The sequence below is a fragment of the Streptomyces sp. HmicA12 genome (genome assembly GCF_000373565.1).
GTDB lineage: Bacteria > Actinomycetota > Actinomycetes > Streptomycetales > Streptomycetaceae > Streptomyces.
On record NZ_KB891809.1, the window covers coordinates 267,294 to 288,573 of the forward strand.

Here is a 21,280-nt window from a genome sequence, read left to right on the forward strand (position 1 = left end):
CTCGGTGCGGGTACGGTCGGTCAGCGGGCTAGAGAACACCTGGACTCCTCCCACAGCGCGTACAGCGCGCCCTCCAGGAGCCGTCCGGGATACCAGTCGAGGGCCTCGGTGGCGGCGGTGATGTCGACCCGCTGCCACTCCGGGCCGGCGCCGCGCGCGGACGGGCCGCCCGGCGCGGTCTCGGCGAGGCGGACCTGCAGCCCGCTCACCGCGATCAGCTGCTGCACCAACTCCCGTACGGGGACGGCTGATCCGCGGCCGATGTTGAGCACAGGCGGCGGGAGCCGCGGGGCGGCGGCCGCGGCGACGACGGCGTCGGCGATGTCGCGTACGTCGATGAAGTCGCGGCGGGCCGTCAGAGGGGCGAGCCGCAGGACGACGGGCCGGTTGCCGTCCGCGCCGCGCGCGAGCTGTTCGGCGACCGTGCCGAGCAGGCTGCTGCGCGGGGCCCCGGGGCCGACCCCGTTGGACAGGCGGAGGACGACGCCGTCGAGGCGGCGGGCCGTGCGGGCGGCGAGGACGGCGTTCGTGCCGTCCAACTTGCTCTGCCCGTACGGGGATCGCGGGCGGGCCGGGGTGTGTTCGTCGAGGGGGCGGCCCGGTGGGACCGGGCCGTACTCGTGGACCGAGCCGAGGTGGACCAGGCGGGGCCGGTCCGGGGCGGCGGCCACGGCGTCCACCACGGTGGCCGCGGCGGTGGCGTTGGCCTGCCGCATCTCGGCGGCGCCGGTGTTCCACACGGCACCGGCCGCGTTGACGACCACGCGCGGGCGCAGTCGGTCCAACAGGCGTGCCAGGTCGGCTGGTTGGCGTACGAGATCGGCGCGGGCGTGGTGGATGCCGACCGGCAGCCGGGCCTCGCCGCGGCTCACCGCCGTCACCTCGTGGCCGGCCTCGTCGAGGGCCGTACAGATAGGACGGCCGACGAAGCCGGAGCCGCCGAGCACGAGGGCCGCGGGGCGGTCAGCCACGGCCGTTCACCGCCAGCCGCTCCAGTTCCGGCACCAGGCCCGACGGGGCCGGGCGGGCCGCGTTGGCGTGGGACAGGCGGGTTGCCGCCGCGCGGTGGGCGGGGTCCTCCAGGAGGCGGGCCAGGGCGTCGCGGACGGTTTCGGCGCTCGCCCGGTGACCGGGCAGGGTCAGGCCCGCGCCGGTCGCGGCGATGCGGGCGCCGTCCGTCTCCTGCTCCGCGCCGAAGGCCACCGACAGCTGCGGGACCCCGGCGGCCAGCGCCGTCATGAGGGTGCCCGCGCCGCCGTGGTGGACGAGCGCGGCGCAGTGCGGCAGGACCAGGCGCAGCGGGTACTGCTCCAGCAGCGTCACGGAGTCGGGTAGGTCGCCGAGCGCGGCCCGGTCGTCGCGGTGGGCGAGCAGCACCACCTCGGCGTCCAGGTCCTGCGCCGCCTTGACGATCTCGGGGACGGCGTAGGAGGCCTCGCCGTAGATCTGTGTGACGGAGTTGCTCCAGATCACGCAGACCCGGGGGCGGCCCCCGGAGTCCGACGGTGTCCAACTCCCGTGTCCACCGGGGCCGTTGTAGGGGACGTAGCGGACCGGGATGCGGTGCGCCCGGGTCGGCGGGGCCAGTTCGGGCGGGCAGGGGTCGATGACGTGCTCGATGAGGTCCGGGGTCATCGGCGGCAGGCCGAAGCGCGCGAACTCGCCGGTGCGGTCGACCGGCACCGGGTGCAGGGCCGGGCTGTCCTCGTGGGTGCCGACCGAGCCCCACAGGTGGGCGACGTGCGGGACGCCGACGGCTCGGGCCGCGAGGACGCCGTCCATGCTGAGCCGGTCGTGCACCACGAGGTCGGGCCGCCAGCGCCGGGCGAAGTCCACCGCCGCGTCGGCGCCGAGCGCGGTCTGGCGTCCCACCTCGGCGCCGAAGTCCTTTGCAAGCGGCCCGAAGTCGAAGTCCTCCGGCGACACGAGCGGCTCGCGGGTGAGCGGGTGGAGGAGCGGGACGCCGGGGTAGGGCCAGTGGCCGGCGCGGGCCGCGCGCAGATTGACGAAGCGGGACAGCTGGCTCATGTCCAGATCGCCGAGGACCGGCACGGGGGTGAGCCCCGCGGCCGACAGCGGCCCGGCCTGGCGCGGCGGACAGAGCACCCGCACCTCGTGGCCCGCCGACTGCAGGGCCCAGCCCAGCGGCACCATCGGGAAGTAGTGGCTGGTCCAGTCCGACACCGTGAACAACACGCGCATCTCGCGCCGCTCCTCCCCGGCGGGTCTCTCCCGCCCGCGGCCCAGCGTCGGGGTCCGGCTTCGAGCACCACTGGAGCGGCCCTCAACGCGGCTCGCCCACGCTGCGGGGACGACAGCAGGATCCCCGACGCCCGAGGAGGCAGCCGGACATGACCCGGGACAGCGAGGACGCCGCCGCGGACGCGGCGATCCACACCGAGGCGCTGCGCAAGACGTACGTCACCCCGCGCGGCGAGGTACCGGCCGTGCACGGTCTCGATCTGACCGTGCGCCGGGGCGAGTTCTTCGGCCTGCTCGGCCCCAACGGCGCGGGCAAGTCCACCACGATGGGCATGCTCACCACGCGCGTCCTGCCCACCGGCGGCACCGCCCGCGTCGCCGGGTTCGACGTGCGGCGCCGGCAGATCGACGTGAAGCGGCGGATCGGCGTGGTCACCCAGGCCAACACCATGGACCGGGCCGTCACCATCCGGCAGGGCCTGGAGTACCGGGGCCGCTACTTCGGCCTCACCACCCGCCAGGCCCGGCAGCGAGCGGCCGAACTCCTCGACCGGTTCCAGCTCGGCGAGGTCGCCGACGCGATGGACGACCACGTCTCCGGCGGCCAGTCCAAGCGGGCGATGGTCGCCCGCGCCCTGATCCACCGGCCCGAGGTGCTGTTCCTCGACGAGCCGACGGCCGCCATCGACCCGCAGGCCCGCAACGGCCTGTGGGAGCTGCTTCGTGAGCTGAACGCGGGCGGCCAGACGATCCTGCTCACCACCCATTACCTGCAAGAGGCCCAGGAGTTGTGCGGCCGCATCGCGATCGTCGACCGCGGCACCCTGCTCACCTGCGACACCGTCGCCGGCATCACCGAGGCCAGCGGAGCGGACACCGTCCTGACGCTGACCTTCGACGGCCCCGCCGAGCCCACCGTGGAGCGCACCCTCAAGCTCGACGGCGTACGCCGCGCCGAGGCCGAGGGCACCGAGCTGCGGGTGTACGCGGCGAAGGGCGAGGGCCTGCTCGGCGAGCTGATCGTCGTCGGCGCCGACCACGGTCTCGCCGTACGCAACGCGGCGACCCTGCCGCCCAGCCTGGAAACCGCCTTCCTCAACCTCACCGGACGGGAGTACCGCGAACAATGAGCGCCCTCACCACCCTGCCCCACACCGAACAGGCGAAGCAGCGCAGCAACTTCGCCATCGGACTCGGCACGCTGCGCGCCCTGCTCGCCCGCGACGTGGCGGTGACGCGACGCAGCCTGGGCTCACTGATCCTGCGCGCCGTGATGCAGCCGCTCGCCTTCACCTTCGGCTTCGCCTACGTCATCCCGGCGATCGGGGGCGGCGGGCTCGGCGGCGGCGCGGGACAGCCGGGGTTCTCCACGGTCCTGGTGCCCGGCCTGGTCGCCATCACGATCGCCGTGCAGGGCATCACCTCGGTCCTGATGCCGATGCTGATGGAGATGACGTACACCAAGCAGATCGAGGACCGGGCGCTCGCGCCGGTGCCGCTGTGGGTGATCGGCCTGCAGAAGGTGATCTCGTCCTCGGTGCAGACGCTGCTCGCGGCGGCCGTGGTGTTCCCGGTGGTGCTGCTCGTGCACCGCTCCGGCGCCAAGCCCGAGGTGCACGTCCACAACTGGCCGCTGTTCCTCGTGGTGTTGGTGTTCTCCTGCCTGCTGGCGGCCTCGTTCGGCCTGCTGCTCGGCACGCTCTTCGAGATCACCAAGGTGCAGAACCTGATCGCCGTGGTGATCACCCCGATGACCGTGCTCGGCTGTGTCTACTTCCCGTGGGCGTCTCTGGACGCGCTGCCCTGGCTCCAGTACGCGATCCTGCTCAACCCGGTGATGTACATCTCCGAGGCGCTGCGCGCCTGCCTGACCCCCGGCGTTCCGCACCTGCCGGTGTGGGCGTGCCTGCTGGCCCTGATCGGCGGCACGGCGCTGGCCGGCGGGTTCGGGCTGCGCCAGTTCGGGCGGCGCGTGACCGGCTGACCCCGCCCCGCACAGCGAAGTGCCGCCCTCCCCGTGATCGGGGAGGGCGGCACTTTCGTGTGTGCGACGGTCAGCAGGACGTCAGGTCGTCCCGGGTCACCTTGCGCTCGCGGATCTTCAGGGCGCCGTCCTCGCGGACCAGGACGTCCTCGCAGACGCAGCTCATGCGCAGCTGCGAGGTGCCGCCGCGCGGGGTGGCGAAGATCAGGGCGTAGCAGCGGACGTCGTAGGTGTCGGCGTCGCGCGGGGTGACCGCGACCATGCCGTGCCAGTGGCGGCGCTGCACGCCCTCGGCGACGAGCTCGGCGTGGGTGCGGCGCACTCCCTCGGCGAGCGCGGCGTGGCCCTGGACGGGCACGTCGAGCACCTCCGGGTGGAAGTAGCCGTCCGCGGTGAAGGTCTGCGCCCACTCCTCGGCGCGGCCGCCGTCCAGGAGGTGGAAGTGGCGGGCGTAGAAGTCCTGGACGTCGGCGTAGGCGAGGGCGAAGTCGGTGTTCTCCAGCAGGGCTTGCGCGGTCATTACTGCTCCCAGGTGGTCGGTGGCGAGGTGTGCTGACGAGAGGTGCGGCGGGGTCTAGTCCTCGAAGATCGCGGCGGCCCGGGTCCAGCCCGCTCCCGCGCCGGCGATCTTCACGGGCAGGCAGGAGAGCGTGAAGCCGTACGGTTCGGGCAGGTCGCCGAGCCGCTCCAGGCGCTCGATCTGGCAGAACTCCCGGTCCCTGCCGATGAAGTGGGCGGGCCACAGCACGCCCTGGTCCTTGGTGGCGGCGTAGCCGCGCAGGATGTGGCCGAAGGGCGCGTCGAGGCTGAAGGCGTCGGTGCCGATCACCTTGATGCCGAGGTCGAGCAGGAAGTGGGTGGCGGAGGCGTCGAGGCCGATGAAGTCGGTGAAGAAGGCCTGGCTGCCCTTGAAGCGGTCGGCGCCGGTGTGCAGCAGGGCGATGTCCATGGGCTGCGGCTGGTAGCCGATGCGGGCCAGTTCCTTGGCGATGTCGTCGGCGGTGAGCGTGGCCGGGCCCTCGACGCCGGTGAAGTCGAGGACGAAGGCGGGGCGGTGGAACCAGTCGAGGGGCAGCTCGTCGATGTTGCGCGGCCGTCCGTCGCCGTAGCCGGCCCGGCTGCCGTAGTGCGAGGGCGCGTCGATGTGCGTACCGGTGTGGGTGTTGAGGCTCATGTTGTCGATGGAGAGCAGCTCGCCGTCCGGCAGTTCGGCCGTGTCGAAGTCGAGCCCGAAGTGCTCGCGCATCTCCTTGGCCATGTGGGCGGCGCCCTCGGCCGGGGTCACGATCTCGTGGCTGACCGGCTCGGGCTCCCACTGGGAGGCGTCGATGGACGAGGAAAGGTCGATCAGGCGCATGGTCATGAACTCCTGTCAGGGACGGACGCCGGTGAGGGCACGCGAGGTGAAGAGGTCCGTGCGGACGCGGATCGCCGGGTTGCCGACGGCGATCCGGCGGGTGATCTTGTTGCCGATCGGGGTGCGGCTGATGAGCCGGGCGGCGCGCGGGCGGATCGCCGAGGCCACCTTGCCGCTGCTGAACATGCCTTTGGACTGCATGAGTTGGAGCTTCATCACGCCGTCGATATCGGCCGAGCGCTCCCGCTCGTACGCGCCGAGGGACCCGGCGCCGCAGTCCTCGTCGCGCAGCGCGCGGACCAGGACCGGGTGCAGCACGGCGGCGTCCTGGATGGCGAGGTTGATGCCCTGCGCGCCGAGCGGGCTGTGCGTGTGCGCGCTGTCGCCGATCAGGACGAGGCCGTCGCGGACCCAGGACGTGGCGCGGGCGGCGAACACGTCGAGGAGGGTGAGGTCGCCGAGCGTGTGGATGTGCTCGGCGATGGCGTCCGCGTACTCGGGCAGGGCGCGCGCCGCCTCGGCCTTGACGTGGTCGATGCCGAGCGCGGCGATCTCCTTGTACCCCTTGTGCGGCAGCGTCCAGCCGATCTGGACGCGGCCCGGGTACGAGTCGTAGGCGAGGGCCGGGGTGGCGGCCGAGCGGTGGATGCGGACGACGCCCGTGGGGCCCTCGGGGGCGGGCAGCTTGAACCAGAGGACGTCGAGGTCGAACACGTCGTGGCGGTCGTTCTCGATGCCGGCCAGCGCGCGGGTCTTGGAGTAGCGGCCGTCGGCGCCGACGACGACGCGGGAGCGCACGGTGTGTTCGCCGACGACGGCGCCGCGCACCGCGCCGTCCTCCTCCAACAGCCGGGAGATCCGGGCCCCTTCGAGGTACGTGAAGCCGTCGTGGGCGCGGCAGGCGTCGAGCAGTTCCTCCAGCAGGTGCTGCTGCGGCACGCTCAGCAGGTGGTCGTGGGGCGGCGGGAGTTTGCCGTAGTCGATGTCCATCAGGACGCGGCGGCTGTCGCTGAGCCGGAAGTGGCGCAGCTCGTAGGCGCCGCGCTCGCGGACGCCGGGCAGCACGCCGAGCTGGTCGAGCAGGGCGAGGCCGCCGGGCTGGAGGATCTCGCCGCGGTACTCGCGCTCGAAGGACCTGGCCTTCTCGGCGACCGTCACGGTGGCGCCGGAGCGCAGGAGGAGCAGCGCCAGGGTGAGGCCCGCGGGGCCGCCGCCGACCACGCACACATCGGTCTTGATCTCGGCCGTCTTGTTCACAGTCGCTCCTGTCACGGACGGGTACGGGGAAGGGCCCGGCCCCGGCTCGATGCCGGGACCGGGCCCCCGGGGGGATGGGCAGTGGTTCGGGGTCAGGCGGCGAGCCCCGTGCCGCCGTCCACGGTGAGGACCTGGCCGTGGATCCAGGCGGCCTCGTCGGTGCAGAGCAGGGCCACCGCGTCGGCCACGTCCTCGGGGCGGGTGAGGCGCCCCGCGGGGATGCGGGCGACGAGGTGCTCGACGACCTTCGGGTCGACGGGCGGGCCGCCGGCCTTGGCGAGCTTGGAGGCGGCGACCGCGTTCACGGCGATGCCGCGTCCGGCGAGCTCGGCGGCCAGGTAGCGCACCGCGCTCTCCAGGGCCGCCTTGGCGATACCGAGGCTGACGTAGCGCGGGACGACGGACTGCGCCCCGGTGCTGGAGACGGCCACGATCCGGCCGGGGCCGCCCGCCATCGCCTCGGCGATCAGCGGGGCGCCGCCGAGCAGCGGGTCGAGGGCGGCGGACAGGTCGGCGCGCACGCCGGTGAGGTCGGCGGCGAGGGCCTGCATGGGGTGGAAGGTCGCCGCGTTGTGCACGAACACGTCGAGCCTGCCGTGCCGTTCGATGACCGTGCGCAGCAGCTCGGGCAGCGAGTCGGGGTCGGTGATGTCGCCGCGGACGGCGTGCGCGGTGCCCTTGAGGCCGCGCAGCGACTCCAGGGCGGTGTCCGCGGCGGCGCCGTCGTGGGCGTAGGTGAGCACGACGTCGCAGCCCGCCGCGACGAGCCTGCGGGCGGTGGCGAGGCCGAGGCCCCGGGTGCCGCCGGTCACGATGACCGAACGGCCCTCCAGGCCCAGCGTCGAGACAGCCTCGTACGTCGGCTTCGGGATCATGACCGGGGCGCCCATGTCAGCTCGCCAGGGCGGGCTCGACGAGCTCGGGCACGTCGACCAGGGCCTCGTTGATGAGGTCCAGGAGCAGGCGGGGCGTCTCGGCCTCGCTCACCGCGTCGTCGACGAGGGTGACGCCGTAGGTGCGCTCGATGCGGCCCGCGGTCTCCAGGAGCGCCAGCGAGTCGTACCCGAGGTCGATGAAGGGCACGTCGAGGACGTCGCCGGACAGGTCGACGCTCTCGTCCTCGCCCGCGCCCTCGCGCAGGATCTGCTTCAGCTCGTCCAGTGTCAGCTCGGCCATCTCTAACTCCCTTGTGTGTGTTACGCGTTGACTACTGGTGGACTACTGGGCGCGGCGCACCACGAGCGCCGAGTTGAAACCGCCGTGACCGCGGGCCAGGACCAGCGCGGTGTCCGCCGTGGTGGTGCGGGCCTCGCCGGTGACCAGGTCCAGCTGGTCGCCGAAGGCGGGCTTGGTGACGTGGGCGGTGGGCGGCAGCACGCCCTCGCGCAGGGCGAGCAGCGCGGTGGCGACGTCGAGCGGGGCGCCGCCCGAGCAGAGCCGCCCGAGGAGCGTCTTGGGCGCGGTGACCGGGACGCCCCTGGCGCCGAAGACGGCGGTGAGGGCGGCCGCCTCCGCGCGGTCCAGGTCCGGGGTGCCGGCGGCGTCGGCGAAGACGACACCGATGTCGTCCGGGGTGAGGCCCGCGTCGGTGAGGGCGCCGCGCACGGCCCGCTCCAGGCCGCTGGACGGGGTGGGCGCGCCGCGTTCGGGGCGCGGGTCGAAGGTGGCCGCGTACCCGGCGATCTCGCCGTAGACGTCGGCGCCGCGGGCCGCGGCCTCCTCGGCGTCCTCCAGGACCAGGATCGCGCCGCCCTCGCCCGGCACGTACCCGTCGGCGTCCTCGTCGAAGGGCAGGTAGCTCCGCTCGGGGTCGTCGCGAGTCGTCATGCGGCCGCCGGCCAGGTGCCCGGCCCAGGCGTACGGCGACAGGGAGCTGTCGACGGCGCCGGTGAGCATCAGGCGGGCGCCCTTGCGCAGGCTGCGGCGGCCCTGGGCGATCGCGTCGAGGCCACCCGCGTGGTCGGTGACGACGGCGGCGCACTGGCCGCGCATGTTGTGCCGGATGCCGATCTGGCCGGTGTTGACCGCGTAGAACCAGGCGAACGACTGGTACGCGCCGACGTGCTTGGGCCCCTTGGACCACAGGTTCTGCAGCTCGCGCTGGCCGAAGTCGTAGCCGCCCGCGGTGGCACCGGTGACCACGCCCCGCCGGTCGGACGGCACGGTGTCGAGGTCGACGCCGCTGTCGTCCAGGGCCCATTGGGCGGCCGCGAGCGAGAGGCGGGTCATCACGTCGGTCTGCGGGAGCAGCCGGCTGGGGATGTGGTCCTTCGGCTCGAAGCCCTTGACCTCGCCCGCGAGGGTCGCCGGGTAGCCGCTGGTGTCGTACCGGGCGAGCGGCGCGATGCCGTTGTCGCCGCGCAGCAGCGCCTCCCAGTACGCCTCGGTACCGAGGCCGTTGGGTGCGGCGATGCCGATCCCGGTCACCACTGCCGCCGTCATGCTGTCCGCCTTTCGGGCCGTGCGAGCACCATGGCGCTCTGGAATCCGCCGAAGCCGCTGCCGACGCTCAGGGCGACGTCGGTGGTCTGCTCGCGGGCGGTGATCGGGACGTAGTCGAGGTCGCACTGCGGGTCCGGCTCGTGCAGGTTGGCCGTGGGCGGGATGATCCCGGTGTCCATGGCGAGGGCGCAGGCGGCGATCTCCAGGGAGCCGATGGCGCCGAGCGAGTGCCCGATCATCGACTTGATGGAGCTGACCGGGGTGGCGTAGGCGTGCGCGCCGAGGGCGAGCTTGAAGGCCGCCGTCTCGTGCCGGTCGTTCTGCTTGGTGCTGGAGCCGTGCGCGTTGACGTAGTCGACCGCCTCGGGGGCGAGGCGTGCCTCGTCGAGGGCGGCGGTGATCGCCTGGCCCATCTCCACGCCGTCGGAGCGCAGTCCGGTCATGCTGTACGCGTTGGAGCGCGCGGCGTAGCCGGCGATCTCCGCGTAGATGTGGGCGCCGCGGGCCCTGGCGTGCTCCAGCTCCTCCAGGATCAGCACGGCCGAACCCTCGCCGAGGACCAGGCCGTTGCGGGTCCGGTCGAAGGGGCGGGACGCGGTCTCCGGCTCGTCGTTGCGGGCCGACGTCGCCTTGATCGCGTCGAAGCAGGCGAGGCTGATCGGGGTGATCGGTGCCTCGGTGCCGCCGGAGACGACGACGTCGGCGGCGCCCTCGCGGATCAGGTCCGCGGCGTGGCCGAGCGAGTCGAGGCCGGAGGTGCAGCCGGTGGAGACGAGGCTCACCGGGCCCTGGGCGCCGGTGTCCCAGGCGACCTCCTTGGCGATGGAGCTGGGCACGAAGTAGTCGTAGACGTACGGGGTGGCGTACGTGTGGTCGACGGTCCAGTGCCGGCCGCCGTCGCTGGCGACGACGTACTCCTCCTCCAGGCTGACGCTGCAGCCGACCGCGCTGCCGATCGCCACCCCGGTGCGGGCCGGGTCGAGTTCGCCGAAGGCCAGGCCGCTGTCGGCGACCGCCTCCCGGGACGCCACGAGGGCGAACTGGGTGACGCGGTCGAGCCGCCTGATCTCCTGCGGGGTCAGTCCGTTCGCCGCCGGGTCGAAGTCGACCTGGGCCGCGATCCGGGAGCGGAACGGTGTGGCGTCGAATCCGGTGACGGCGCGGGTCGCGGTGCGCCCCGCCGTCATCAGCTCCCAGAAGTTCTTGGTCCCGAGACCGCCGGGAGCCACAGCCCCGATCCCGGTTATCACTACTCGCCGCGTCATGACGCCTTTCCCCTCTCCTTCATGGCCCGTTCAGGCTCCGGCCAGCGGCTCGACGACCTCTGGAGCCGTCCTGGACGCGGTGCGGGGGGCGGCCGGGGCAAGGGCCGCCGCCAGTGTGTGCTCGGTCAACTCGGCGCCGCGGGCGGCGAGATAGCCGTCCGGGCGGATCAGCAGCCAGCTGCCGGCCCGCGCGCCGAGCGAGGCGCGCAGGACGTCGCCGGGGTCGGCGAGGGCGCCGGGTCCCGCGTCGCCCGCGGCCGACGCGGTGCGGACCGTCAGCCAGGCGCCGTGGCGTTCCTGGGCCCGGCGGGCGGTGTGGAGGGCCTCGTCGGCGGCGGCCCCGGCGTCGTCGGCGGGGAACACCAGCAGGGTCCAGGTCAGGTCGCGCAGTTCGTCGACGAGCTGCCGCCAGCCGGGGGCGGCCGCCGTCTCGGGCAGGACCTGGGTGACCCGCTCCCCCGGCGCGGGACCGGAGGTCCGGCCCGGTTCGTCGGCGCCGGTCAGCGGGGAGTCCGGGTAGCGCACGCCGAGTCCGGCGACCCGGCCGAGCGCGGTGCGCTGCATCTTGACGCGCAGCGGCGGCACCCGCCGGGCCAGGCCGAAGACGAGCGGCAGCGCCACGCCCGCGAGGGCGTTCTTCAGCGCGACCAGCTTCGTCGCCTTGCCGGTGCTGGCGAGCAGCTCCTGTCCGATCGGGACGCGTTCGACGCCGTAGGAGTCGAGGAGCCGGTCACCCGCGTGGCCGTGGATCACCGAGGCCAGCTTCCAGCCCAGGTTGTAGGCCTCCTGGATGCCGGTGTTCATGCCCTGCCCGGAGGCGGGGCTGTGCACGTGCGCGGCGTCGCCTGCGACGAAGCAGCGGCCGGCGCGCATGGCCGGGACCATGCGCTGCTGGGCGGTGAACACGGAGACCCAGTTGGGATCCGCGACGCTCACCTCGTGGCCGAGGCCGGCGGTGAGCTTGCGGGCGAAGCGGTCGGCGACGATGCGGGCGTCGCCGTCGTGGTCGACGTCCACGGTGTCGAGCATGCGCCAGCGGCTGCCGCCGGGCATCGGCGCCATCATGAGCATGGTGCCCTCGGCGCGGATCAAGTAGATGCTGTTGCGCGGCAGTTCGCAGGTGACGTCGGCGTCGGCGAGCAGCCAGGTCTCGTTGGCCTCGCCGATCAGCGGCAGGCCGAGCTGTTTGCGTACGGTGCTGTGGCCGCCGTCGGCGCCGATCAGCCAGGGCACGTCGATGTCCCGCGCGTCGCCGTCCGGGGTGTGCAGGGTGGCGTGCACCCCGTGGTCGTCGTGGGTGAAGGTGCCCAGGCGCACGCCCCACTCGATGGTCACGCCGGCCGCGGCCAGCGCGTCCCGCAGCACCTCCTCGGTGAGCACCTGGTCGATGGTGGTGCTGAACGGGAAGCGGGTGGGGCTCGCCGTGTAGTCGGCGTCCAGGCGGATCACCCGGCGGCCGCCCGCGAACACGGTGAACGCGGTGATCCGCTGCATCCGGCGCAGCATCTCGTCGAGCACGCCGATCTGGTCGTACGTCTCCAGCGTGCGCGGGTGCACGGCGATGGCCCGGCTGGTGACGGCGGGGCCGGCCGCCGCGTCCACCACCCGTACCCGCACGCCGCGGCGCGCCAGTTCCAGGGCCGCGGTCAGCCCGACCGGGCCCGCGCCCGCGACGAGTACGTCAACTGCTTCCTGCACGGCCTACGCCCCTCCCTTTTCGCCCCGTTGTCGGATGGTCAGGCCGCGACGGCCTCGTGGATGACCTCGTACAGGTCGGGGGTGGGCTTCTCGATCACGCCGGCGAGACCGGTGACGCGGCTGCGGAAGCCGTCGCTCTGGATGGCGGCCAGGTGGTTCTCGGCCTTCTCCCAGTAGGCGAGCTCGACGAAGACGTTCGGGTTGCGCAGCGAGCGCAGCATCTGGTGGCTGATGTAGCCGGGCTGCTGACGCATGTACTCGGTGATGTCGGCGGTGACGCGCTCGAAGTCCTCGACGCTGCCGACGACCTTGAGGGTGTTGACGAGAGTGACGGCCATGACGGTGGTCTCCTATGCAGAGGTGGTGGTGGCGGGGGCGAACTGCTCGCGCAGGGCGCGGCGTTGGACCTTTCCGTTGCGCGAGCGCGGTACGGCGTCGACGACGGTGAGGTGCGCGATGCGCTGGTACTCGGCGAGCCGCGCGTCGGTGAAGTCCCGCACGTCCGCGATGACTTGCTCTTCGTCCGCGGGTCCGCGCAGTGCGATCAGGGCGTGCGGGACGTGTCCGCTGAACGGGTCGGGGTGGCCGAAGACGGCGCACTCACGGACGGCCGGGTGGGCCTGGAGGACCTCCTCGACCTCGGCGGGCGCGACGAGTTCGTTGTCCCGCTTGAAGACGTCGGAGCGCCGGTCGGTGACGTAGAGCCGGCCGTCCGGGTCGAGGCGGCCGACGTCGCCGGTGGCGAGCCAGCCCGCGGCGTCCAGATGGGAGCCGTCGGGCTCGCCGAGGTAGCCCTTCATCACCTGGGGCCCGCGGACGAAGATCTCGCCCTTGGCGCCGGCCGGCGCGTCGGCGCCGGTGTCCAGGTCGACGATCCGTACCTCGGTGTCCGCGACGGGGAAGCCGCAGGAGCCGGTGCCGCTGCTGCCGGGGGCGTCGATGGTGACGATCGGCGAGGCCTCGGCCAGGCCGTAGCCCTGCACCGCGGGGATCTTGAAGTGCTCCTCCAGGGCGCGCGCCGCGCGGGGCGGCAGCGCGGAGCCGCCGGAGAAGATGCCCCGCGCGGTGGTCAGCCGCAGGTCCTTCAGGCCCGGGTCGGCGGCCAGGCGGGCGAGCCGCACCGGAAGGCTGAAGTAGTGCGTCGCACCTGCCTCGTTCGCGGCGGTGAGGGCCGCGGCCGTGTCGTCGCCCGGGAAGAGGACCTGGGTGGCGCCCGCCCAGACGGCGGAGTTGAGGTGCATGAGGTGGAACAGCGGCAACTGGTTCAGGGTGACCGAGCCGTCGTCCATGCCCTGCGCGTACGCGGTCTGCGCGGCGTTCACGGTGAGGTTGCGGTGGGTCAATTGGACGGCCCTGGGAGCTCCGCTGGTGCCGGAGGTGAAGTGCAGACAGGCCGTCGCGTCGGGGTCGGTGGTGGTGTCGCCGCTCGCGGCGCCGAGGTCGTCCGGCGCCGCGAGCAGCGAGCTCACAGTGGTGTCGGTACCGGCGAGGGTGAGGCTCTCCGGATCGAACACCACGACACTGCGCAGGTCCGGGAGGTCGTCCCGGATCCACGCCACGCGGTCGTACATCTCCGCGGTGACCACGGCCACCGTGGAGCGGGAGACCGCAAGCACATGGCGCAGCCCTGCCTCGCGCATCATCGGGTTGAGGGACACGATGACGTTGCCGCTGCGGGCGGTCGCGTAGTAGAGGGCGGCGAAATCGGGGTCGAGGACGGTGGCCACGGCGATCGAGGCGCCGTCGGAGCCGGCCAGGCGGCGCAGTCCCGCGGCCACCGCGTCGACGCGGGCGTCGAGCTCGGCGTAGCTCACGGCTCGGTCACCGAGGCGCAGCGCGGTGCGCGCGGGCCACCGCTGCGCGGCTCTGCGGACGAGGCCGTCGACCGTCAGCCCCGGCTCGGGGAGCGCCTGTTCAGGCATCGACGGACTCCTTGAGCTTTCCGTCGGCGATGTCCTCGGCGTACTCCTTGGCGTAGCGCAGGTTGGCCACGCTGTTGGCGCTCAGGGCCCGGCGCAGGTAGGCGCGGGCGTCCTTGACCGTCGCGTCCGGCTTGAGCAGGTGCAGGTTGGCCGGGTTGACGGTGGCGGTGTGCCGGGCCTCGGCGACCGTGCCCTCGGGGGTCTCGGTGAACACCCAGTGGCCGGTGTGGGCGCTGAGCAGCGGCGCCAGCGTGATCTGCTTGTAGATGATCTTCCCGTGCGGGAAGCAGATCCGCACCGAGCGCGTGGTGTGCGGGCGGCCGTCCGGGGTGAGGGTGTCCATGTCGAAGAACTGGATGTTCGGCACGTCCTCGCTCAGGTCGATCCGGGTGACGTGCGGGAACCGGTCGGGCCACTGCTCGGCCCGGTAGAGCAGCTCGTACGCGTCCTCGACGGCGCCCGCGATGAACAGCGGGTCGGCGAACTCGATGGTCAGCTCGGTGAGTTCGGCGTGCCGCTCGGCGGCCTCCTTGAACTCGGCGAGCTGCGCGTCGATGTGCGGCAGGGCGCCCTGCGCGGCGCCGGGCATCGCGAAGTCGTGGCTCACCGTCAGCGTGACGGTGTCGTCGTCGTTGGGGACGACGCGCCACTCGCCCTCGGCGAGCGGGTTGGCGAAGCCGATGCGCAGGGCCTCGCGGTCCAGGGTGCGGAGGTTGGTCCAGGTGCGGACCTGGTTCTCGCCGCGCAGCGCCCAGATGTCCACCTCGTCGGTGCCGGCCTCGCCGGGCCGGTGCTCGATGTGCACGACGGAGGCGAGCAGCTGCGGCCAGCGGGCGACGTCGGCGACGGTGTCGTACACGACGTCCGCGGGGGCCGCGACCGTGATGCTCCGCACCACAGGGGCGTCCAAGGCGGCTTCGGGGGCCTGGGTGTTCGGCACGAGTGCGGTCCTCTCGGTTGCGGTGACGTTGGGGCAACCTTCCGGCCGGCACCTCGAAGCGTCCTGGACCGGTGCTGGACCGCCCGTGTTCGACCCGCTGTCGAGAGGGCGGGCCCAGCGTCCCCGTATGGACACCCGTATGGACACGCACAGGGATGTGGACACGCGCGCGCTGGGCGGCACCCCGGTCGGCGCCCTCGGCCTCGGCACGCTCGCCTTCACCGGCGGGTACGGGGCCGTGGGCGAGGCCGACGCGATCGCCACCGTGCACGCGGCCCTCGACCACGGCGTCAGCGTGCTCGACACCGCCGACTTCTACGGCGGCGGCGCCGTCGAGGAACTGCTCGGCCGGGCCCTCGCCGGGCGTCGTGCCGAGGCGTTCGTCGCCACCCGCGGCGGCGCCGTGTTCTCCGGCCCGGCCCGGCCCACCTCCTTCGACGGCTCCCCCGGCTATCTGCGCAAGGCGTGCGACGCCTCGCTCGCGCGGCTCGGCACGGACCACATCGACCTGTACTACCTGGCGCGCGTGGACCCGGCCGTGCCCGTCGAGGAGAGCGTCGGCGGCCTGGCCGAGCTGGTCGCCGAGGGCAAGATCCGGCACATCGGGCTCAGCGAGGCCGGCCCGGACCAGCTGCGCCGGGCGGCCGCCGTGCACCCGGTCGCCGCGCTCGCCACCGAGTACTCGCTCTGGTCGCGCGACGTGGAGGACACCGTGCTGCCCGCCGCGCGGGAGCTGGGCACCACGCTGGTGGCGTGCAGCCCGCTGGGGCGCGGCTTCCTCACCGGGGCGACGGCCGGGCGGGCGCTGCCCGAGGGCGACTACCGGCGCAACCATCCCCGCTTCAGCGACGCCAACCTGCCCACGAATCAGGCGCTGCTGGAGCGGGCCGGGCGGATCGGCGACGCCCTGGACGTGCCGCTGCGGCAGTTGGCGCTCGCCTGGGTGCTGTCGCGGGGCACGGACGTCCTGCCGATCCCCGGGACCCGTACGACCGCCCATCTGCTCGACAACGTCACGGCCGCGCGGCGCCGGCTGCCCGGGTGGGCGGCCGACGAGCTGGCCGAACTGTTCTCACCGGAGGCGGTGGCGGGATCCCGGATCCCCGCGCCGCGTCCGGCCGTTGCATCCGCAGGCACCGTCAAGGAGGCGTCATGATCGTTCCCTTCAACCTGACCGGTCTCTACCTCGTGCTCGTCAGCCCGGCGGGAAGCTACGAGATCTGGCCCGCCTTCAGTGACGTACCGCCGGACTGGAAGGTGTCGCTCGGGGCCTCCCCGCGCGCGGCGTGCGTGGAGCACGTCACGCGGCTGTACTCCGGGGAGCCGCTGCCGACGGCCGCGTGAACCGTCCCGCACGGCGAAGAGGGTCGCCCACCGACACGGTGGGCGACCCTCTTGCCTGCGGTTCGTGCGTCAGCCGCGTCTGCGGCGCCGCGTCAGGAGCAGCGCGCCGATGCCGGCACCGACCAGCGTGGCGGGTCCGTGGATGTCCTTCGTCGCCGTGGTGACGACGGCGACCGCCGCGACCGCCGCCACGCCGACGACGGCGGCGACGGTACGGCGGACCGGGCGCGACAGCTTCACGGGGAGCACCGCGCTGCCCTGTTCGGACAGCAGGTACACGACGAGGGCGCCGAGCAGGCCGCAGTCGGCGACGGAGTTTCCCGCGCCGTGCGGTTGCAGCGCGTAGCCGAAGGCCTCGCCGGCCAGGCCCGAGCCCACGTACACGGCGAGCATCCCGAAACCGCCGTAGAAACGTTCGACGTTGACGCCGAGGATCGCGATGGCCGGCACCGTGGCCACCGCCTGCCACGGCGGGTCCTGCACGAGGAGCGGGGTGAAGGCCCGCCACCACTCCCCCGACGTGACCAGGTCGGGGTCGCGTCGCAGCTGGTCGAGGAGGTGCGGGTCGAGGAACTGCCAGACGGTGAACGCGCCGGTGACGAGCAGCACGGCGAGGGTGGCCGGGGGTATGCGGCCGGTCCTCTCGCGGCCGGGAACGGCAACTTCCGCACGGTGGGGGGTGGTTGAGTCGCGCATGAGCATCACTGTCGCACAGCGTCGGGGCGGCGGCCGATCAACGCACTGAGCGGCAGTCCCGGCCTGCTGTGGTGGTCGGCCTCCGTCAGGCCGGCGCGGGCCAGCATGGCGCGGTAGCCGGCGGTGGAGTGCATCTCGCCGCCGTCCGTCCACGACAGCATCAACAGGCCGAGCAGATGGGCGTGTTCCTGCTCGACGGCGGGGGCGTCGCCCGCGGTGAAGCCGACCACGGCGAGCCTGCCGCCGGGCGCGAGCAGCCCGGCGAGCCGCTCGACGAGCCGGGCGGCGCGCTCCGCGTCGAGGTGGAAGAGGAGGTTGGCGACGACGATGACGTCGTAGGGTCCGCCGAGGTCGACGGTCTCCACGTCACCGGGAAGGTAGTCGACCCGGTCGCGGACGCCCTGCCGCTTCGCGTGGCCCTCGGCCACGGCGAGGACCTCGGGCCAGTCCTGGGAGACGATGTGCGCCGCGGGGTGACGGGCGGCGATCTCGTACCCGAACAGGCCGTGCCCGCAGGCCGCGTCGAGCACGCGGGGGGCCTCGCGGTCCGCCAGGTACGGGTCCAGGGCGTCCGCGAGCATCTGGGCGCCGCGGGTGGTGCCGAACGTGGTGTGGGTCGCGAAGTCCACCCAGTAGTCGAAGCCGGGGCCGAGCGCGTCCTTGTCGGGCAGCGGCCCGCCCTCGCGGACCGTGCGGGCGAGCACGCCGAGCGCGGTCCACTCGCCGGTGCTGCACGCCACGTCCGCGATGCCGCCGCAGTACTTCGGGCTGCTGGTCACGAGCAGTTCGGCTCCGCCGGGCGGCAGTCCGTAGCGGCCCTCGCCGACCTCGGCGAGCAGCCCGGCCCCGGCGAGCGCGCCGGTCAGCGCACGGGCGCCGCGCGGGTCCAGGCCGAGCCGGACGGCGAGTTCGGCAGCCGTCAGCGGCCGGTCGGCGACGGCGTCGAACACGCCGAGTGCGACCCCGGCGCGCAGCACGGCGGTGGCCTTGAACCCGGCCATCATGTGGAACAGCCGTTGTGGGGTCAGGGAGTTGAGCTCTGCTGGGGCGGACTCGGCCATGGGGGCCTCCTCGGAGCGGGCGGTCGGGGTGCGGTGGGCTGTCGCGGAGCCCGGTCGATCCTTCCCGGTACGGCTGGAGGACCGCTCGAGGCTCCAGAGGGGTTCTAGGCCGCGGGGGCACGCTCGACGGGTCCGGCCGACAGGGTCCGGGCCGGTTCGTTCCGGGGTTCGGATTCGGGAGGATTCCTTGAGAGTGCTGTTCACGGTCTCGGCGTGGCCGGGCCACTACTACCCGCTGGTGCCGCTCGGCTGGGGGCTGCAGGCGGCCGGACACGAGGTGCGGTTCGCCTGCGCGCCGTCGCAGCGGGACACCCTGTCCGGGGCCGGGCTGACGCCTGCGCCGGTGCTCGCGGAGATCGACATGGCGTTCCTCGCCCGGCTGCAGAACGTGCGCAAGGCGGCCGAGGGCGACTGGCCCTACCCCGGCCCGCCGCCGCACCCGGTGACCGGGCAGCCGCTGACCGACCCGGCCGACTTCTCCTTCGAGCGCGAGATCGTGCCGCGCTACGTGAAGCCGCTGAAGCAGAGCTACGCCGCGGCCGTCGAACTGGCCGAGGAGTGGCGGCCGCAGCTGGTGGTGCACGAGCCGCTCAGCATGGAAGGACTGCTCGCGGCCCGGGTCACCGGGGTGCCGTCGGCGCTGCATCTGTGGGGGCCGGTCGGCACCGTGGAGGATCCCGGACTCGGCTTGGTTCCGCAGGACTTCACCGGGTCCTTCCGGGAGTACGGGGTCGGGGAGCTGGGCCCGGACCTGATCGACCGGGCCGTCGACCCGTGCCCGGCGCCGCTGCGCGGACTGCTGCCCGACTCCACCGAGCGGCTGCCGATGCGCTACGTCCCCTACAACGGGCCCGGCGCCGTGCCCGACTGGCTGCTCGACGCCCCGGACCGCCCGCGCGTCTGCGTCGTCTGGGGGAACTCGCCGCGCCGCATGGTGGGCGCCGACGCGTTCGCGCTGCCGCGGATCGTGCGGGCCCTCGACGGGCTCGGCGTGGAGGTGGTGCTCGCCGCCGGCCGGGATGACCTGGCGCAGCTGGGCGAAGTCCCCTCATACGTCAGGGTGTTGGAGAACTTTCCGTTGCAGCAGCTGCTGCCGTCCTGCGTCGCCGTCGTGCACCACGGTGGCGCGGGCGCCGTCATGACGGCGGTGGCGCACGGGGTGCCGCAGCTGGTGATCCCGCACGCGATGGACCAGTTCACCAACGCCGACCGGGTCGCGGCGAGCGGCGCGGGCCTGGTGGTGCGCGGCTACGAGATCACGGAGGACGGCGTGCGGGACGCGCTTGCGCGGCTCTTCGACGAGCCGTCGTTCATCGCCACGGCGGCCGAACTCCAGGAGCAGATGAGCGACTTGGCGTCGCCGCTGGAGATGGCGGGCACGCTGGAGGAGCTGGCCGCGGCCGGCTGACGTACCGCATGCGTGGGCCCCGCGCCGGGAGATCCCGGCGCGGGGCCCACGTGCGTGCGGGGCGTCGTACGGCGTCAGACGCGGACCTCGTCGCGGCGGTAGAGCCAGGCCGCGCCCGCCACCGACACCAGCAGGTAGCCGCCGAGCACCGCCAGGTCCGAGCCGGCGGGCCAGTTGCCCTCCTGCGCGAAGTGACCGAGCTGGGCCAGGTGGTACGTGGGTGTCGCCTCGGCCACCAGCTTCATCCAGTGCGGCATTCCGTCCACCGGCCAGAACAGGCCGCCCAGCATGGAGAAGCCCATGTTCACGACCATCAGGCCGACCGTGATCGAGGAGCTGGTGAACAGGTAGCCGAGGACCACGCTGAGCACGCAGAACACCCAGCTGCCGCCCCACACCAGGCCCGCCGACATCAGCCACTCGCCCGGCGACATCCGCACGTCGTTGGCGAAGGCCCCGAGCGCGAGGACGGCGACGATCGAGATCAGCGTGACCACGGCCGCGGCCAGCAGCTTGACCACGACGTACTGCACGCCCGACATGGCGGTCAGCCGCAGCTGACGGGTCCAGCCGATCTCCCGCTCGGTGGCCACCCGCGGGCCGCCGATGGACAGCGCGGCGCCGATCGCGCCGAAGACGGCCATGGAGACCAGCAGATAGCGGGCCACCGGGGTGCCGTCGATCGGCTCGTCGAACTGCGAGGCGGTGGCCATGTAGATCACCAGTGGCATGCCGATGGTGAAGATGATCAGCCGCCAGTCGCCGAAGGCCCGCTTCAGTTCGAGTTCCAGCATGACGTTCATCGGACGGCCGCCTCCTGCTCGTACAGGTTCTCGTGGATCTGCTCCGTGTCGCCCGCCTCGGTGATACTGAGGTAGGCCTCTTCCAGGCCGAGGCCGGTGATCTCCAGATGGCGCGGCCGCAGGCCGCTGCGGAACAGCGCCCCGGCCGTCGCGTCGGAGTCGGTCGAGCGCAGCCGGACCAGGCGGCCGCGCTCCACGACGACGTCCACGGCGCCCGGCAGGGCGCGCAGCACGTCCGGGTCGGGGGCGTCGAGTTCGAAGACCAGGCGGCGGGCGCCGGCCCGGGCCTTCATGCCCTCCGGTGTGGTGTCGGCGAGGAGGGTGCCGCGGTGCATCACCAGGACACGGTCGGCGGCGCTGTCCGCCTCCTCCATGTAGTGGGTGGCGAACAGGACCGTGCGGCCCTCGTCGGTCAGGCCGCGCATGTTCTCCCAGAACCGGGCGCGCGCCTTGACGTCCATACCGGCGGTCGGCTCGTCGAGGACGATCAGCTCGGGGTCCTCGGTGATGGCGAGCGCGAACCGCACCCGCTGCACCTGGCCGCCGGACAGCTTGTCGACGGTCCGCGCGGCGATCTCCTCGATGTCGGCGCGCCGCATGATCTCCGCCACCGGCAGCGGGTGCCGGGCCACCCGGTGGGCGAGGCGCACCAGGTCGCGCACCGACACCCCGGGCATCAGGCCGCCGCGCTGCAGCATGGCTCCGGCGCGGCCGCCGCGGATGGCCGCGGAGGGGCTCTCGCCGAACAGCCGGACCGTCCCCTGGTCGGGCCGCAGCAGGCCGAGCAGCATGTCGAGGGTGGTCGACTTGCCGGCCCCGTTGGGTCCGAGCAGGGCGACGGTCTCGCCCGGACGGATCGCGAAGTCCAGGCCGTCTACCGCGCGTACGTCGCCGTAGGTCT

General features: G+C 73.3%; 21 protein-coding genes and 1 pseudogene. 5 read left to right on the plus strand and 17 right to left on the minus strand.

Annotation, left to right across the window (positions count from 1 at the left end):
* Positions 1-20: 20 nt before the first annotated feature.
* Both B072_RS0119130 and B072_RS43485 read right to left on the minus strand, forming a co-directional pair.
* Positions 21-971, minus strand: a complete 951-nt coding sequence (locus B072_RS0119130) for an NAD-dependent epimerase/dehydratase family protein (protein ID WP_018531577.1) — start codon at positions 969-971, stop codon at positions 21-23.
* Positions 964-2,202 carry a nucleotide disphospho-sugar-binding domain-containing protein gene (locus B072_RS43485; protein ID WP_018531578.1) on the minus strand — a complete coding sequence of 413 codons (1,239 nt, stop codon included), beginning with the start codon at positions 2,200-2,202 and terminating at the stop codon, positions 964-966. The genes B072_RS0119130 and B072_RS43485 overlap by 8 nt, the downstream gene beginning before the upstream one ends.
* A 149-nt stretch (positions 2,203-2,351) precedes the next feature.
* Here B072_RS43485 and B072_RS0119140 point away from each other — a divergent pair, with 149 nt between their 5' ends.
* Both B072_RS0119140 and B072_RS0119145 read left to right on the plus strand, forming a co-directional pair.
* Positions 2,352-3,332, plus strand: a complete 981-nt coding sequence (locus B072_RS0119140; RefSeq protein WP_018531579.1) for an ABC transporter ATP-binding protein — start codon at positions 2,352-2,354, stop codon at positions 3,330-3,332.
* Positions 3,329-4,186 carry an ABC transporter permease gene (locus tag B072_RS0119145; RefSeq protein ID WP_018531580.1) on the plus strand — a complete coding sequence of 286 codons (858 nt, stop codon included), beginning with the start codon at positions 3,329-3,331 and terminating at the stop codon, positions 4,184-4,186. Before B072_RS0119140 ends, B072_RS0119145 begins: the two co-directional genes overlap by 4 nt.
* A gap of 70 nt (positions 4,187-4,256) precedes the next feature.
* On the opposite strand, the gene B072_RS0119150 is transcribed toward B072_RS0119145, so the two are convergent.
* From B072_RS0119150 to B072_RS0119200, 11 genes are all read right to left on the minus strand, one after another.
* Positions 4,257-4,706, minus strand: coding sequence for a nuclear transport factor 2 family protein (locus tag B072_RS0119150; protein WP_018531581.1), 450 nt, complete (start codon positions 4,704-4,706; stop codon positions 4,257-4,259).
* 54 nt (positions 4,707-4,760) lie between these two features.
* On the minus strand, positions 4,761-5,543 hold the full coding sequence (locus B072_RS0119155; RefSeq protein WP_026246026.1) for a cyclase family protein: 783 nt from the start codon (positions 5,541-5,543) through the stop codon (positions 4,761-4,763).
* Positions 5,544-5,558: 15 nt separating this feature from the next.
* The gene (locus B072_RS0119160; RefSeq protein ID WP_018531583.1) at positions 5,559-6,800 is read right to left on the minus strand and encodes an FAD-dependent monooxygenase; all 1,242 of its coding nucleotides are present in this window, start codon (positions 6,798-6,800) and stop codon (positions 5,559-5,561) included.
* A 92-nt stretch (positions 6,801-6,892) separates the two neighbouring features.
* The gene (locus B072_RS0119165; protein WP_018531584.1) at positions 6,893-7,690 is read right to left on the minus strand and encodes an SDR family NAD(P)-dependent oxidoreductase; all 798 of its coding nucleotides are present in this window, start codon (positions 7,688-7,690) and stop codon (positions 6,893-6,895) included.
* 1 nt (position 7,691) lies between these two features.
* Positions 7,692-7,976 (minus strand): acyl carrier protein, encoded by a 285-nt coding sequence (locus B072_RS0119170; RefSeq protein ID WP_018531585.1) that lies wholly within the window; start codon positions 7,974-7,976, stop codon positions 7,692-7,694.
* Between the two features lie 42 nt (positions 7,977-8,018).
* Positions 8,019-9,242, minus strand: a complete 1,224-nt coding sequence (locus B072_RS0119175; RefSeq protein WP_026246028.1) for a ketosynthase chain-length factor — start codon at positions 9,240-9,242, stop codon at positions 8,019-8,021.
* Positions 9,239-10,507, minus strand: coding sequence for a beta-ketoacyl-[acyl-carrier-protein] synthase family protein (locus B072_RS0119180; protein WP_026246029.1), 1,269 nt, complete (start codon positions 10,505-10,507; stop codon positions 9,239-9,241). Before B072_RS0119180 ends, B072_RS0119175 begins: the two co-directional genes overlap by 4 nt.
* A gap of 30 nt (positions 10,508-10,537) precedes the next feature.
* On the minus strand, positions 10,538-12,205 hold the full coding sequence (locus tag B072_RS0119185) for an FAD-dependent oxidoreductase (RefSeq protein WP_018531588.1): 1,668 nt from the start codon (positions 12,203-12,205) through the stop codon (positions 10,538-10,540).
* 38 nt (positions 12,206-12,243) lie between these two features.
* Entirely contained in the window at positions 12,244-12,543 is a 300-nt protein-coding gene (locus tag B072_RS43490) for an antibiotic biosynthesis monooxygenase family protein (RefSeq protein ID WP_018531589.1), read from the minus strand.
* A gap of 12 nt (positions 12,544-12,555) precedes the next feature.
* Positions 12,556-14,127 carry a class I adenylate-forming enzyme family protein gene (locus B072_RS43495; RefSeq protein ID WP_018531590.1) on the minus strand — a complete coding sequence of 524 codons (1,572 nt, stop codon included), beginning with the start codon at positions 14,125-14,127 and terminating at the stop codon, positions 12,556-12,558.
* Positions 14,120-15,067, minus strand: coding sequence for an aromatase/cyclase (locus tag B072_RS0119200; protein ID WP_018531591.1), 948 nt, complete (start codon positions 15,065-15,067; stop codon positions 14,120-14,122). Before B072_RS0119200 ends, B072_RS43495 begins: the two co-directional genes overlap by 8 nt.
* 139 nt (positions 15,068-15,206) lie before the next feature.
* Here B072_RS0119200 and B072_RS0119205 point away from each other — a divergent pair, with 139 nt between their 5' ends.
* Together B072_RS0119205 and B072_RS0119210 are read left to right on the plus strand one after the other, a co-directional pair.
* On the plus strand, positions 15,207-16,223 hold the full coding sequence (locus tag B072_RS0119205) for an aldo/keto reductase (protein WP_018531592.1): 1,017 nt from the start codon (positions 15,207-15,209) through the stop codon (positions 16,221-16,223).
* Positions 16,220-16,411 (plus strand): MbtH family NRPS accessory protein, encoded by a 192-nt coding sequence (locus B072_RS0119210; protein ID WP_018531593.1) that lies wholly within the window; start codon positions 16,220-16,222, stop codon positions 16,409-16,411. Before B072_RS0119205 ends, B072_RS0119210 begins: the two co-directional genes overlap by 4 nt.
* Positions 16,412-16,480: 69 nt before the next feature.
* Here the strand turns inward: B072_RS0119210 and B072_RS0119215 are convergent, their stop codons facing one another.
* Together B072_RS0119215 and B072_RS0119220 are read right to left on the minus strand one after the other, a co-directional pair.
* Positions 16,481-17,107 (minus strand): rhomboid family intramembrane serine protease, encoded by a 627-nt coding sequence (locus tag B072_RS0119215; RefSeq protein WP_078506502.1) that lies wholly within the window; start codon positions 17,105-17,107, stop codon positions 16,481-16,483.
* A gap of 5 nt (positions 17,108-17,112) precedes the next feature.
* Positions 17,113-18,168, minus strand: a complete 1,056-nt coding sequence (locus B072_RS0119220; RefSeq protein ID WP_018531595.1) for a class I SAM-dependent methyltransferase — start codon at positions 18,166-18,168, stop codon at positions 17,113-17,115.
* 193 nt (positions 18,169-18,361) lie between these two features.
* Between B072_RS0119220 and B072_RS43500 the strand changes: the two genes are divergently transcribed.
* Positions 18,362-19,576, plus strand: coding sequence for a nucleotide disphospho-sugar-binding domain-containing protein (locus B072_RS43500; protein WP_018531596.1), 1,215 nt, complete (start codon positions 18,362-18,364; stop codon positions 19,574-19,576).
* 74 nt (positions 19,577-19,650) lie between these two features.
* Here B072_RS43500 and B072_RS0119230 read toward each other — a convergent pair whose 3' ends face one another.
* Together B072_RS0119230 and B072_RS0119235 are read right to left on the minus strand one after the other, a co-directional pair.
* Positions 19,651-20,379 (minus strand): ABC transporter permease, encoded by a 729-nt coding sequence (locus tag B072_RS0119230; protein ID WP_018531597.1) that lies wholly within the window; start codon positions 20,377-20,379, stop codon positions 19,651-19,653.
* Positions 20,376-21,260: pseudogene (locus B072_RS0119235) on the minus strand (ABC transporter ATP-binding protein); the annotation flags it as partial. The gene B072_RS0119230 and the pseudogene B072_RS0119235, both read right to left, overlap by 4 nt.
* Positions 21,261-21,280 lie beyond the last annotated feature (20 nt).

What these genes read in the sequence shown, in the direction of transcription:
- B072_RS0119150 (WP_018531581.1), bottom strand. Translation starts at nt 4,706, where the DNA reads ATGACCGCGCAAGCCCTGCTGGAGAACACCGACTTCGCCCTCGCCTAC.
- B072_RS0119140 (WP_018531579.1), top strand. Translation starts at nt 2,352, where the DNA reads ATGACCCGGGACAGCGAGGACGCCGCCGCGGACGCGGCGATCCACACC.
- B072_RS0119165 (WP_018531584.1), bottom strand. Translation starts at nt 7,690, where the DNA reads ATGGGCGCCCCGGTCATGATCCCGAAGCCGACGTACGAGGCTGTCTCG.
- B072_RS0119175 (WP_026246028.1), bottom strand. Translation starts at nt 9,242, where the DNA reads ATGACGGCGGCAGTGGTGACCGGGATCGGCATCGCCGCACCCAACGGC.
- B072_RS43490 (WP_018531589.1), bottom strand. Translation starts at nt 12,543, where the DNA reads ATGGCCGTCACTCTCGTCAACACCCTCAAGGTCGTCGGCAGCGTCGAG.
- B072_RS0119210 (WP_018531593.1), top strand. Translation starts at nt 16,220, where the DNA reads ATGATCGTTCCCTTCAACCTGACCGGTCTCTACCTCGTGCTCGTCAGC.
- B072_RS0119155 (WP_026246026.1), bottom strand. Translation starts at nt 5,543, where the DNA reads ATGCGCCTGATCGACCTTTCCTCGTCCATCGACGCCTCCCAGTGGGAG.
- B072_RS43495 (WP_018531590.1), bottom strand. Translation starts at nt 14,127, where the DNA reads ATGCCTGAACAGGCGCTCCCCGAGCCGGGGCTGACGGTCGACGGCCTC.
- B072_RS0119205 (WP_018531592.1), top strand. Translation starts at nt 15,207, where the DNA reads ATGGACACGCACAGGGATGTGGACACGCGCGCGCTGGGCGGCACCCCG.
- B072_RS0119230 (WP_018531597.1), bottom strand. Translation starts at nt 20,379, where the DNA reads ATGAACGTCATGCTGGAACTCGAACTGAAGCGGGCCTTCGGCGACTGG.
- B072_RS0119215 (WP_078506502.1), bottom strand. Translation starts at nt 17,107, where the DNA reads ATGCGCGACTCAACCACCCCCCACCGTGCGGAAGTTGCCGTTCCCGGC.
- B072_RS0119145 (WP_018531580.1), top strand. Translation starts at nt 3,329, where the DNA reads ATGAGCGCCCTCACCACCCTGCCCCACACCGAACAGGCGAAGCAGCGC.
- B072_RS43485 (WP_018531578.1), bottom strand. Translation starts at nt 2,202, where the DNA reads ATGCGCGTGTTGTTCACGGTGTCGGACTGGACCAGCCACTACTTCCCG.
- B072_RS0119180 (WP_026246029.1), bottom strand. Translation starts at nt 10,507, where the DNA reads ATGACGCGGCGAGTAGTGATAACCGGGATCGGGGCTGTGGCTCCCGGC.
- B072_RS0119170 (WP_018531585.1), bottom strand. Translation starts at nt 7,976, where the DNA reads ATGGCCGAGCTGACACTGGACGAGCTGAAGCAGATCCTGCGCGAGGGC.
- B072_RS0119220 (WP_018531595.1), bottom strand. Translation starts at nt 18,168, where the DNA reads ATGGCCGAGTCCGCCCCAGCAGAGCTCAACTCCCTGACCCCACAACGG.